The 12,292-nt window shown below is 74.2% G+C and carries 11 protein-coding genes; 7 read left to right on the top strand and 4 right to left on the bottom strand.

Going from position 1 to position 12,292, the window contains the following annotated elements:
• Positions 1 to 60 precede the first annotated feature (60 nt).
• Complete coding sequence (locus OG624_RS38760; RefSeq protein ID WP_371640555.1) at positions 61 to 648, top strand: hypothetical protein; 588 nt, start codon at positions 61 to 63, stop codon at positions 646 to 648.
• Between the two features lie 555 nt (positions 649 to 1,203).
• Here the strand turns inward: OG624_RS38760 and OG624_RS38755 are convergent.
• Positions 1,204 to 2,817: an IucA/IucC family protein gene (locus tag OG624_RS38755; RefSeq protein ID WP_051762931.1), complete on the bottom strand. Its 1,614-nt coding sequence runs from the start codon at positions 2,815 to 2,817 to the stop codon at positions 1,204 to 1,206.
• 108 nt (positions 2,818 to 2,925) lie between these two features.
• Between OG624_RS38755 and OG624_RS38750 the strand changes: the two genes are divergently transcribed.
• The 4 genes from OG624_RS38750 to OG624_RS38735 all read left to right on the top strand — a co-directional run bounded on the left by OG624_RS38750 (position 2,926) and on the right by OG624_RS38735 (position 8,157).
• Positions 2,926 to 4,446, top strand: a complete 1,521-nt coding sequence (locus tag OG624_RS38750; protein WP_371640554.1) for an IucA/IucC family protein — start codon at positions 2,926 to 2,928, stop codon at positions 4,444 to 4,446.
• A 58-nt stretch (positions 4,447 to 4,504) separates the two neighbouring features.
• Positions 4,505 to 5,158, top strand: coding sequence for a class I SAM-dependent DNA methyltransferase (locus OG624_RS38745; protein WP_033216549.1), 654 nt, complete (start codon positions 4,505 to 4,507; stop codon positions 5,156 to 5,158).
• Between the two features lie 221 nt (positions 5,159 to 5,379).
• Positions 5,380 to 6,912: an FAD-binding oxidoreductase gene (locus OG624_RS38740; RefSeq protein ID WP_051762930.1), complete on the top strand. Its 1,533-nt coding sequence runs from the start codon at positions 5,380 to 5,382 to the stop codon at positions 6,910 to 6,912.
• A 12-nt stretch (positions 6,913 to 6,924) separates the two neighbouring features.
• Positions 6,925 to 8,157, top strand: a complete 1,233-nt coding sequence (locus OG624_RS38735; RefSeq protein ID WP_371589566.1) for a trypsin-like peptidase domain-containing protein — start codon at positions 6,925 to 6,927, stop codon at positions 8,155 to 8,157.
• Here the strand turns inward: OG624_RS38735 and OG624_RS38730 are convergent.
• Genes OG624_RS38730 through OG624_RS38720 form a run of 3 tightly spaced genes read right to left on the bottom strand, consistent with a single transcriptional unit; the run spans position 8,108 to position 10,079 of the window.
• Positions 8,108 to 8,503, bottom strand: a complete 396-nt coding sequence (locus OG624_RS38730) for a hypothetical protein (protein WP_161288421.1) — start codon at positions 8,501 to 8,503, stop codon at positions 8,108 to 8,110. The genes OG624_RS38735 and OG624_RS38730 overlap by 50 nt on opposite strands.
• A 47-nt stretch (positions 8,504 to 8,550) precedes the next feature.
• The gene (locus OG624_RS38725; protein WP_371589565.1) at positions 8,551 to 9,135 is read right to left on the bottom strand and encodes an HXXEE domain-containing protein; all 585 of its coding nucleotides are present in this window, start codon (positions 9,133 to 9,135) and stop codon (positions 8,551 to 8,553) included.
• Entirely contained in the window at positions 9,132 to 10,079 is a 948-nt protein-coding gene (locus OG624_RS38720; protein WP_033216547.1) for an AEC family transporter, read from the bottom strand. The genes OG624_RS38725 and OG624_RS38720 overlap by 4 nt, the downstream gene beginning before the upstream one ends.
• Positions 10,080 to 10,160: 81 nt before the next feature.
• Between OG624_RS38720 and OG624_RS38715 the strand changes: the two genes are divergently transcribed.
• Positions 10,161 to 11,528 carry a sensor histidine kinase gene (locus tag OG624_RS38715; protein WP_078909076.1) on the top strand — a complete coding sequence of 456 codons (1,368 nt, stop codon included), beginning with the start codon at positions 10,161 to 10,163 and terminating at the stop codon, positions 11,526 to 11,528.
• The gene (locus OG624_RS38710; RefSeq protein WP_033216545.1) at positions 11,525 to 12,205 is read left to right on the top strand and encodes a response regulator; all 681 of its coding nucleotides are present in this window, start codon (positions 11,525 to 11,527) and stop codon (positions 12,203 to 12,205) included. Before OG624_RS38715 ends, OG624_RS38710 begins: the two co-directional genes overlap by 4 nt.
• Positions 12,206 to 12,292 lie beyond the last annotated feature (87 nt).

The raw sequence follows: 12,292 nt of genomic DNA, 5'->3' as shown, positions 1-12,292 counted from the left end.
CCCTCCCCGCACGACGGACGGCCTTCGGGGAGGTGGGACGACGGCGGATAGCGTGCGGGCATGGCGATGACGAAAAAGCAGCGGGTCCTGTACCGGCAGGGCAGTGGATTCTGGCGAATGACGGCGAAGTGGGTCCTGTTCTTCGGGGCCTTGTGCCTCCTGGACGGCGGACTCCTTCGAACGTGGAGCCACGCGGTGATCTGGCCGGTGATCGGGATCGTGCTGTGGCTGCCGTTCGGGATCGGCGTCAGCTGGTACACGAACAAGGACCGGAAGGTGTCGCTCACCACCCATGAACTGCGTGTGCGGCGCAAGCGGCTGTCCATGGAGAACGTGAACCTGCTGCACGTGGCTCGGCTGTGGCTGGAGGGGCGGTCGACCGCGGACGACCACCCGGTGCCGCAGTGGCGACGGTCGGTCCGGGTGGTGTGGGTGCCGCTTCGGGACGGGCGGGCGTACGGCGTGGAGTTCCGCGACCCGGCCGCGTTCGCCAAGGTCTTCGGCGACTTCGCGGTGGCGGCGTGCGGCGGGCCGGAAGTCGTCCGTGCGCGGGCCTCGACGGAGACCTACCCTGATCCGCGCCCGATGCGGGCCCGCTCCTCCGACCACGGCGGATCCTGGCCGGACGTCCTGGACATATTCAACTGAGAGCCGAGAACCGAGAGCCGCTCAGGCCGTTGGGCGCCGAGCCGGTCGGTCTCGGGCTGTGGGAGGATGCCCCGCATGACGTACCTCCGAAGGGCCCGTGCCGCGTAGAAGACCGATCTCGCTGCGCCCTCGGGTAGGTGGTGCGCGAGGACCCTGGGTTCGGTATCGCGACGTCCCTGGCCTGTCGGGGGCCGCGAACGCCGCCGTCCGCGTGCTCGAACGGGAGCGGTTGTCCCCGGGCCTCGTGTCGGTGGCGCTGAGCGTATGGTCCGTGCGGGTGCACGGCACCCGGCGCCGATGGAGGCGGTGGGAGGCCGAGTTCACCTGCCCCTGCTGCGGCGAGGGCTGGGCCCGCGACACGCTGCAGAAAGCGCTGCTCCTCCTGCCGCCGAAGGCCGCCGGCGAACTCCGGGTGCGGGTCGAGGGTTTGGATCTGGTGCTGCTCGGGCGAACGCACCATGAGCCACTGGCGGATCCGGACGCGGCGTGGTGGCACCGTCGATGCTGACCGTGTCCACGCCGCGAAGTCCCACCGGTCGCGCACGTGGCGGTGCCTCAGGGATTCGGTTCGGCGGCCCCTGCTGGACCCGTACGAGCCGACCCCTGGCCGCGCAGCGGGTTGGGCAGCGGGAGGTAGCGGGCGTCCGCTCCGTCCGCCCGCGTCCAGCGCAGCAGCAGGTTGGTCTTGCCCGGCAGGCTCGCGGCGGCGAGCAGCTCCGCGATCTCGGGGAGTTCACGGGTCCCGTGACGCAGGAACTCCTCCCGTGCGGCCGGCCACAGGTGCGGCTCGATGTCCGGATGGTCGCCGGCCAGCGCTCCCGCGATCTCCATCAGGTTGTTGACGACCAGGCAGTAGACCAGGCGCTGCCAGGCGGCCGCCCGCGGCAGGTCCGCCGGCAGCTTGACCCCTTCCGCGTCCCGGAAGAGGGCCTGCGCCGGCAGACCGTCCGCGTCGACGGCGACCAGGGTGTTCTGGAGGTGGGCCTCCAACACGATGCCGTGCCGGGCGAACAGCTCCAGCACCGGCGGTACGACCTGGCGCAGGTACGCCCGCCACCAGCGGAGCGGGTCGGTGGTCCCCGCGGGCGGGCTCCCGGGGTAGCCCTCGGCGAGCGCGGCGGCCAGCAGCGGGGTGGCTCCCGGCACGGTGTGGGCGCGCAGGCCGTCGCGGACCAGGACGGCCAGCTCCTCGAAGGCGAAGGCGGCGGTGCGGTAGCCGCGGTCGGGGAGCCAGGCCGCGGCCGAGCCGGTCCGGCGCAGCGCGGCGAAACCGGCCTCGACGGCCGCGTCGGTACGGCGCAGCTTGAGCAGGTCGTGGCGCCACAGTCGGCGCACGTCGTTGGTGATCCGCACGTCCAGGCTGAACTTCACGAAGACGTCGGCGGCCGCGTCCGGTACGTACAGGGTCCGGATCGATGCGGTCGGCCAGGCCGGCCGCCGGCTCGCGCCGAGCCGCAGCAGTCGCCCGTCGGCGAAGGCCTCGCGCACCGCGGGCCGGTCGCCGACCAGGTCGAGCTGCCAGGGGTGGGCGGGCAGCAGCCGGTACCCGGCGGGAGCGCGCGGCCCGTCGAGGGCGTCGGCGAGGGCGTCGATCGCGGCCGAGGCGGCCGGGCCGCCCTCCTCCACGACCTGGTCCTCGCGCAGCCCCAGGAAGACCAGCGGGAACCGGGCGTAGGCCTCGGGCGCGTACGGCAACCAGCTCCCGGCCGGTGCTCCGCCGCGGGCCTTGGGGGCGGGGTGGTGCGGGTGGCCCATCACGAGGGACTGTTCGGAGAGCAGGTACGGGTCCGCCGGCGGGTCGGCGGCGGCCCGGGCGGCCAGCAGCGCGGCGATCGCGTCGCGGCTGTCGGTGATCTCGACGGGGAGCTCGTCGTTGGGGACACCGGTGAACCGGCCCAGTTCGTCGGAGACGAGTTTGGCCAGTTCGGTGTGGCTGAGCGGCTGCCAGCGGTCCGCCGCCCGCAGCTCGGGGTGTCCGGGCCGGCGTCCGCCGCGCACCCGGAGCAGCCGTCCGCTGCCGCGCAGCCGGTGGACGCGCACGTCCCCTCCCGAGCCTGCCCCGTCTCCCCCGGCGGGTTCGGCCACTTCCCTGAGCAGGCAGTTCAGGAGCGGTGCGGCGGCGTACGCGTCGGCGGCGGCGTTGAGGTCCACTGATTCCATTCGGTCCATCCGGTGCGCCGGGGGTTCGCGGTGCGCAACCACCAGCCGTGATCTTCGGTATCCGCAATCATTACTTGATCATCCCGTAAAGCGATATTCCGATGCCGGAGCCTCAGCATGCATCTTTCCCCCTCCCCCGCCGAAGAGGCCGTGGCCGCCGAAGTGGCCGACGTACGCCCGTCGCTCGGACCCTCGTACGCCGCCGCCCTCGACGGTGCCCGGGCGGCCGTGCTGACCCGGCTGTGGCGGGCCCTGGCCTTCGAACCGCTGCCCTGGGTCGTGGGCCGCGCGCACACGCCCGACGGCCTGGCGCTGCTGCTGGCCGGGGGTGCCCGGCTGGAGGGCCCGCAGCCGGATCCGTACGCGACCGAGCCCTACGTGAGCGAGTTGCTGCTCGACGGCAGGCCCCACCGGCAGGCCGCGCGGCTGGTGACGGCCCTCGGGGTGCCGCACGGGGAACAGTTCGCCGCCGAGCTGGACGCCTGCACCGCCTCCCTCGCACTGTCGCGGGCCGGCCGGCCCGGCGGGGAGGAGCGGGCCCCGCGGAGCACCTGGGAGTGGGAGCAGCGGGTGGTCGACGGGCATCCCTACCATCCGAACTGCCGGTCCCGGCCCGGTTTCTCGGTGGCCGAGCAGTTGGCGTACGCCCCCGAGCACCGGCCGGTGGTGGAGCTCGGGCTGGTCGCCGTACGGGCCGAGGAATGCCTGGTCACCGGCGACTGGCCACAGGAGCTGCGGGACGCGGGGCGGGTCCTGGTCCCCGTGCACCCGTGGCAGGCGGCGCACGTCCTGAAGCACGAGCGGGTGCGGCCGGGAGCCGCCGGTTTCGCGGCGCATCCGCTGATGGCCCTGCGTACCCTGGCTCCCGTCGACGGCGGGGCGCACGTGAAGACCGCGCTGAGTGCCCGCCTGACCTCGTCCGTGCGGGACATCTCCGTCTACTCCATCGAGACGGCGGCGGCCGTCTCCGCCTTCGCCCAGGACCTGTCCGAACGGCTCGACGGCCGGCTGCACATCACCCGGACCCTGGGCGCCACGACCGCGTACAGCCCGGACCTGGCGGCCGTCCTGCGTGAGCCGCCGGAGGTGTACGCGGATGCCGCCGCCGGTGAGCGGGTGCTTCCGGTGGCGGCCCTGGCGTCCTTCGGGCCGGCGCGCTCGACGGCCTGGCGGGCCGAGTTCGCCCGGCTCGCGCTCTCGGTGTGTCTGCGGGTGCTGGAGCTCGGGGTGGCGCTGGAGGCGCACGGCCAGAACCTCCTGGTCGTGGTCTCGGCCGACGGCGCCCCGCTGCGGCTGGTCTACCGCGACCTCGCCGACATCCGGATCAGCCCGATTCGGCTGGCCCAACACGGCCTGCCGGTGCCGCCGCTGTCCGGCAGGCTGGTCACGGACGACGTGAGCGTGCTGCGGCGCAAGCTGTTCGGGTCCCTGCTGACGGGAGCGCTCGGCGCAACGGCCGGCTCGGCCGGAGCCTTCGCCGAGGCCCTCGCGGAGGTGGCCGCGCTGCCGGCCACCTCGGACACCGGGGCGCTGCTGACCGGGCCGCTGCCGACCAAGGCGCTGACCTTGATGCGGCTGAGCCCGGGGGTTCCGGGCGATCAGTGGGCGGAACTGCCCAATCCGCTGGTCGGGGGGTGAGCGGGAGCACTCGGTCGGGGTCCCCTCGAAGGGGCTCCGGAGGCTACTGTTCAGGGGCATGACAGAGACCTCGTACCTCAGCTCCGTGCGGGCGTCCTACGACGCCGTCGCCGTCGACTACGCACGGCTGTTCCGTACGGAACTGGACGGAAAGCCGCTGGATCGGGCCATGTTGGCGGCCTTCGCCGAATACGTGCGCGAGGACTCGGGCGGCGGGGGCCGGGCGGTGGCCGACCTGGGTTGCGGACCGGGCCGGGTGACGGCGCACCTGAACGAGCTCGGCGTACGGGCCTTCGGCGTCGACCTGTCCCCGGCGATGGTGGCGGTGGCCCGCCGGACGTATCCGGGGCTGCGGTTCGAGGTGGGGTCGATGGCTGCCCTGGACGTGGCCGACGGGGTCCTCGGCGGGGTGCTGGCCTGGTACTCCACCGTGCACACCCCGCCCTCGGAGCTGCCGGCGTTGTTCGCGGAGTTCGCCCGGGTGCTGGCGCCGGGCGGCCATCTTCTGATCGCCTTCATGGCGGGCGACGACCTGTTCCGGCTGGACCACGCGTACGGGCACGCGGTCGACCTCGACGTGTACCGGACACCGCCCGAGCTGATCGCCGACCGGCTGGCGGGGTCGGGACTGACGGAGACGGCCCGGCTCCTGCGGAAGCCGGGCCCCGACGAGAGCTCCCCCCACGGCTTCTTGCTGGCACGCAAGAGCTAGGCCGTCTCTTCCGGATCCCGCCGAGGCCCGGCAACCGGTCGCGGGGCGGCGGGTTGCCGGGTCTCCGTGCACCGGCGATCGCGACACCATGCGCGGGACGGAATCGCGGTACGGCTATCGGACAAGCCGAACCGTTTCGGCGTGCGCCGTTCAGGGGGCACCCCGGTGCGCGTGGGACCCGCCTGCACGCCTATCGGCCCGGGCGGTGGCAGGAAGGAGGTATGAGCCTCAATCGCCGCCAGGTGCTGGGCAGCGCGGCCGCGGCCGTCCTCGCCACCGTCGGGGCAGCGGCCCGGACCCCCGACTACGGTGCGCTGGCACGCGGGATCGACGGACGCGTGGTGCTCCCCGGGGAGCCGGACTACCCGGAGGCCCGCCGGCTGTTCCAGCCCCGCTACGACACCGTCGCCCCGGCCGCGGTGGCCTATCCCGCGCACGCCGGGGACGTGGCCGTCTGCCTGGACTTCGCCCGCCGCACCGGCGCGCCCGTGGTCCCGCGCGGCGGCGGGCACAGCTACGCCGGCTGGTCCACGCGATCCGCCGGGCTGGTCGTGGACACCGGAACCATGGTCGCCGTGTCGGTCGACGGCGACGGCGACGCCGAGAGCGGCGGCGTACGGGTCGGCGCCGGTGCCCGGCTCGGGGACGTGCACGCGGCCCTCGCCGGGCGCGGCCGATCCGTCCCGACCGGGCTGTGCCCCTCCGTCGGCATCGCCGGACTCACCCTCGGCGGCGGCCTGGGCCTGCACGCGCGGGCCTACGGGACCACCGCCGACCGGCTCACCGGGGCCCGGGTGGTCACCCCCGACGGGATCGTCCGTGAAGTCTCCGCCGAACGCGATCCGGAGCTGTTCTGGGCGCTGCGCGGCGGGGGCGGCGGCAATTTCGGCGTGGTCACCGAATTCCGCTTCCGCACGCATCCGGTCGGCGCGTGCGCCTACGCCGAACTCCACTGGCCCGGCGGTGACTCCGCGGCCGTGCTGCGCGGCTGGCAGCGCTGGCTGGCCGGGCTGCCGGACCCCTTCTGGAGCCAGGTGGAGTTCACCGTCGAGGTGGGCGCCGCAGCCGTGGCGGCACCGGCTGTGCGGGTGGTGTGCCTCGACGGGCGCCCGGAGCTGGAACGGCAGTTGACCCGGCTGTCCGACCTGGTCGGCGGGGCGCCGCGGGACAGCTGGATCACCGTACGCAGCCACGAGGACACCGTCCGGGCCATGTCCGGCTGCCCCGAGCTGAGCCCGGCCCAGTGCCGACTGCCCGGCGTTCTGCCCGGCCGGGACCCGCAGGGACGGCTCGGGCGGGACTCGTACGCCGCCCGGTCCGACTTCTGGGCGGGCGGCGGGCTGCCCGACGCGGCGATCGCCGCGGTCCTGGACGCCGTACGACGGTACGGGGCGAGCGCTCCCCCGGGTGGCCTGGGCGTGGTGCAGTTCGACGGGGTCTGCGGGGGCGCGGTGAACCGCGTCCCGGCCGGCTCCACCGCCTTCGTGCACCGCGACAGCCTCTTCCTCACCCAGTACCTGGCCTACTGGCCCGAGTCCGCACCGGCCGCCGAGGTGGCCCGGCACCAGGGCTGGCTCGACGGACTCTGGCAGGACCTGCGCCCCTGGGCGGGCGGCCGCGCCTACCAGAACTACATCGACCCGAAGCTCACCGGCTGGCGCGAGGCCTACTACGGCCCGAACCTCGCGCGCCTGCAGGAGGTCCGGCGTGTCCACGACCCGGACCGGCTCTTCCGTTTCCCCCAGGCCGTTTAGGGAGTGTCCGGCATGCGACGTACGTTGACGATGGCCGCGGTGGTGGCCGCCCTGCTGGTGCCGGCCGGACCGCTGCCCGTGGCCGAGGCCGTGGGCGGCGCCGTCCCGGTGGCCGTCGGCCGCTGGTCGGCGCGTGAGGCGCAGGCCTTCTGGACCGCGGAACGGATGGCCTCCGCCGCCCCGTTGCCCCCCGGGCCGCCCGACAGCGCCGATCCCGCGCCGCCGGAGCTGCCCGAACCGCAGGAACTGCCCGAACCGCAGGAGCCGGCCGAACCCGTCGAGCCCGTCGAGCCCGTCGAACCGGCCGAGGAGATCCCGGTCGCCACGCGGCCCCCCACCCCGACCGGGCTGCCGCTGCCGTCCGCGCCCCCGGCCGCCACACCCGCCCCCACGCCCGCTCCCGCCCCCACTCCGGCCGCCACCGCCGCTCCCACGCCCACCCGCGCGCCGGCGCCCCCGACCCCGGCTCCGCTTCCGGCACCGGCGCGCGCGGCCGTCGCGCCGTTGCCCGCCCTCACCCCCGGCATCGGGCAGAACTTCGACGGGATCCCGGTCGCCGGCCGGATGTTCCTGGTGAAGGACGGCGGGGCCTACTTCTGCACCGCGAGCGTGGTCTCCTCCCCCGGCCGCAACCTGGTGCTCAGCGCGGGGCACTGCCTGCTCGGCTCCGACACCCAGCAGGTGGCCTTCGTACCGCAGTACACGCGGGCGAAGCCTCAGCCGTACGGCATGTTCCCGGTCCTGCGCGACGCGGGCGGGCACTCGAAGATCTGGATCGACCCGCGCTACCGCTCCCAGGGCGTCGACCGCGCGGCCACCCTCGACGTGGCCTTCGCCCAGGTCGGTCCGAACTCCCGCGGCTTCCCGGTGGAGACCGTGGTCGGCGGGAACCGGCTGGTGACCGGCGCCGCTTACGCCCAGGCACGGGTCACGTTGATCGGTCACCCGGCCTCCGCCGCCCGGCCCCGCGTGTGCGTCAACCGGACGACGAAGTTCACCAGCGCCGACGCGCGGATCCCGGGATCGTTCCTGCGCATCAACTGCACCGGCTATCCCGGCGGGACCAGCGGTGGCCCGTTCCTCACCCGCTACGACGCGCGCACCGGGACCGGTGACGTGGTGGGGGTCATCGGCGGCTGGAAGACCGGCGGGGACAAGGCCGACACCTCGTACAGCTCCTACTTCGGCGCGGACATCAGGAAGTTGTACGAGAAGGCGGTTGCCGGGGCGAAGGCGGGGCGGTGAGCACCCGCACCCACCGGGTGCGGCGCGGGTTGCCGACCGTACGCGGGGTCGCCGGGAGCCCGTCGCCGCTCAGCCCGTCGGCGGGCGTGAGGCCGAGCCGCCGGCGCAGGTCGGCGAGGGCCGCGTGGACGGGAGCGAGGACCACCTCGGCGCCCGGGTCGACGGAGGCCAGGGCGTGGGCGGTGGTCTCGATGGCCTCGGCGGCGTCCTCGGCGGCGGTCCGGCTCCATCCGCCGGGCGCACCGCTTCCCCAGGGGGCGATGGTGTCGTAGAGGTGGCAGGCGGCATCGGCCACGGCGTCGGCCCGTTCACCGACGCCCGGCGCCGCGATGGTCGGCAGTTCCATGCCGGGTCAACGAGCCGATGCCGCCGGGGGTACGTACGGGCGGGTGGCTACGAGGCGGACGTGGCCCGGTGGATCCGCCGGGCCACGGCGTGCGAGACGGCGGTGGCCGCGCCGGCGAGGGCCAGGCCCGAGGCGATGTCGCGCGCCCGCGTGGGCCGCAGGACGCCGGCACGGCGCAGCCGGCCGCGCGCCCACAGGGTGAAGGGGACGACGAGCAGCGGTGAGGTGACCACGCCGGGGGTGTAGCCGCGGGTGGCGGCGGCCTGCGCGACGTGGACGAGCCCGTGCAGGCCGAAGCCGTTCAGCGAGGCCTGGTAGAAGGCGGAGCGCCCGCCGGTGCGGTACCCGTCGGCGGAGGCGGCCGCGACGACGAGTCCCATCACGGCGACCGCGGTGGCGAACTCGCGGCCGTCCACCGCTTCCAGGCTCCGCCAGACCCGGTCGGGTACTCGGGGGTGGCGCTCGCGCAGGGCGGGGACCCGGGTCCGGGTCCAGCGCGCCATGGTGGCCATTTCTTCGAGGTCGTGCACGGCCCAGGCGGCGAGCAGTCCTAAGGTGACGGCGCTCGGCGCTATGGAAGGCCCGAAATCGTCGGCGCCGGCAGGGATGTCGGCAGGGGTATCGGCGTTCATACGACCACAGTCTGCAGCCACAGGGGCAACAGCAGGAGCGACACCAGCGAACTCTTGATCACGATCGACGCGGAGAGGTCGACGCCGACGTCGTAGCGCTGGGCGAAGATGAACAGGTTCTGCGGCGTCGGCATCGCCGCGATCAGGACGAGGTACGCCAGCCACTCGCCCCGCACGCCGACGAGCGGCCCGCACACCGCCCAGGTCAGCAGCGGGAACACCAGGCACTTGAAGCCTATGAGGGCGTACTCCTCGCGCGTGGTGCCCCGCAGGTCGAGGCCGAGGCCGCCCAGGTGGAGGCCGAGGGCGAACAGGGCCACCGGGGAGGCGCTGTCCCCGACGAACGCGGCGCCGTCCAGGACGACCGCCGGGATCCGTACGGAGAGCAGATTGAGCAGGATCCCCGCGTTGCAGGCGAGGACCAGTGGGGTCGCGAGCGAGGCGCCGACGGCGCGGGCGAGGCGGCGGCCCGGGCCGCCGGCCTCCGCGCCCGCGCGGCCCAGTTCCATGAGGGCGATGACGACCAGGGACAGGACGCAGACCTGGAACAGCAGGATCGGGAAGATCGGCGCCGCCGTCCCGAACACGGTGATGAAGACGGGGACGGCGAAGTAGGCGGTGTTCACCTGGACTCCCGCCATCACGCGCAGCGCCACGTCGCGAGGCTCGCGCAGACCGTGGGCGACCGCCACGACGGCCACCGTCACCACGGCGAGGGCGGCGGCCCCGGCGTAGCCGCCGATCGCCCGCCAGTTGAACAGGGCCCCGAGGTCGCTGACGTAGATGTTGCCGAAGAGGTAGCAGGGGACGGCGAAGAGGAACGCGTAGTCGGAGAAGACCTTGGAGGCCTCGGCCGGCACGATCTTCCGCCGGGCGAGCAGCACCCCGCCGCCGAACGCCAGCAGCACCGGCACCAGTTTCTCCAACGCCGCAGCGCCACCCATGCCCGCATCCCCCATGATCGACAGGCCAGCAGACTAACCCCGCCCGCCGTCGGGGCCACCGGCGCATAGGCTGGACAGATCATGAGCGACGAACCCCGCACCCGGCCGCGCGGCCGGACCCGCGCGCACATCCGTACGTCCTCGGCGGCCGGTGCCCGGGTGCCCGGCGCGCTGGCACGGCTCGCCCTGGTGCTGCGCACGCCGGCCGGGGCGGCGCAACCCTTGTTCGCGCAGGCGCCCAAGCGGTGGCAGCGGGCGATGCCGTTCCTCGTCGTCGGCGTCTTCGTCGTCACCCTGCTGCCGGTGACGATCACGGTGCTGTCCGAGGACTACGGGGTCGGTGGCGGCTGGGCGGGCGCGCTGGGAGTGGCGCAGACCGTGCCGCTGCTCCTCGCGCTGACCCGGCCGCTCCACGCCTGGATCGTCGTCCTGGCCGCCGACACCGTCGCCGCGGTGCTGCTCATCGGTGCCGACAAGGTCGCCGGGCATTCCTGGCCGTGGCCGCCGATGACCATCGTGGGCTATCTGGTCCTGATGGCCTGCCTGGGGCTGCGCGAGCCCGTGCGGACCCTGGTCGGGGTGTGGCTGGCGACCGGTGTCGTCGGTACGGTCCTGGGCTTCTCCCAGCCCGCGGGCGTGACGAACACCAACGCTCTGCTCTTCGTGCTCGGCGGGGTCATGCTCGTCCTGACGGGCGCGCTGCGGGGACTCGGCGACGCGCAGCAGCGGGTCGCCGAACAGGAGAGCATCAGTGAGGCGGAGCGGTCCCGGCGCACCTTGCTGGAGGAACGGGCGCGGATCGCCCGCGAGTTGCACGACGTGGTGGCCCACCACATGTCGGTGATCACCGTTCAGGCCGATTCGGCACCGTACCGGGTGCCGGGCATGTCCGAGCCCGTACGGGAGGAGTTCGCGGCGATCGCGGCGAGCGCGCGGGAGTCGCTGGGCGAGATGCGGCGGCTGCTCACCGTGCTGCGCGGCGACGGCGCGAACGGGGCGGGTTCCTCGGACGGCGCCGACGGTGAGCGCGCCCCGCAGCCGGGGATCGACCGGCTCCAGCAGCTGGTGGAGGCGACCGTACGGGCCGGGCAGCCGGTGGAGTTGTCGCTGGCGGCCGGGGCGGCCGGGGCGGCTCCACCGGCGGTGGACCTGTCGGCGTACCGGATCGTGCAGGAGGCGCTGGCCAATGTGGTGCGGCACGCGCCCGGCGCCCCGACCCGGGTCTCGGTGACGGTGGACGAGGACGAGGTCCTCGTGCTGGTGGTCAACGGTCCGGCCCGGGATGCCGTGGTGGAGCTGGAGAGTTCGGGCACGGGGCACGGTCTGGTGGGGATGCGCGAGCGCGTACGGTTGACCGGCGGGACGCTCGACACGGGTCCGCTGCCCGACGGCGGCTTCCGGGTCGCCGCCCGGCTGCCCTTGCACGATCCGACCGAGGACCCCAGTTGACCATTCGCGTGATCATCGTCGACGACCAGGCCATGGTGCGGGCCGGGTTCGCCGCGCTGCTGTCGGCGCAGGCCGACATCGATGTGGTGGGCGAGGCCCCCGACGGGCGGGAGGGGGTGCGGGTGTCACGCTCCACGCACCCCGACGTGGTGCTGATGGACGTGCGGATGCCGGAGATGGACGGGCTCACGGCCGCCCGGGAGATCCTCGATCCGCCGCCCGGGGTGGTGCACCGGCCGAAGGTGCTGATGCTGACCACCTTCGACATCGACGACTACGTGTACGAGGCGCTGCGCGCGGGCGCTTCCGGGTTCCTGCTCAAGGACGCTCCGCCGGCCGATCTGATCGCGGCGGTCCGGGTCGTGGCCTCGGGCGAGGCGCTGCTGGCCCCCTCGGTGACCCGACGGCTGATCGCGGACTTCGTGCAGCAGCGCCCGGCGCCGCGCAAGGATCCGGCGCTGCGGCTGAAGGGGCTCACCCCGCGCGAGACCGAGGTGCTGGAGCTCATCGCGCGCGGGCTGTCGAACCAGGAGATCGCGGGGCATCTGGTGCTGGCGGAGCAGACGGTGAAGACGCACATCGGGCGGGTGCTGGCCAAGCTCGACCTCCGGGACCGGGCGCAGGCCGTGATCTTCGCGTACGAGGCGGGGCTGGTACGCCCGGGCGACTCCGGCTGATCCCCGCCACTCCCCTCCGCCCGGCCGCTTCCCGGTGGCTTGCCGACGGTTCCCGGTGGCTTTCCTGCGGCCCGGTGCGCCGCGGGT

Origin of the sequence: Streptomyces virginiae (genome assembly GCF_041432505.1) — a bacterium.
GTDB classification, from domain to species: Bacteria; Actinomycetota; Actinomycetes; order Streptomycetales; family Streptomycetaceae; genus Streptomyces; species Streptomyces virginiae_A.
The sequence above is the reverse complement of the archived record's forward strand: the minus strand, read 5'-3'. Positions and strand labels throughout refer to the sequence as shown.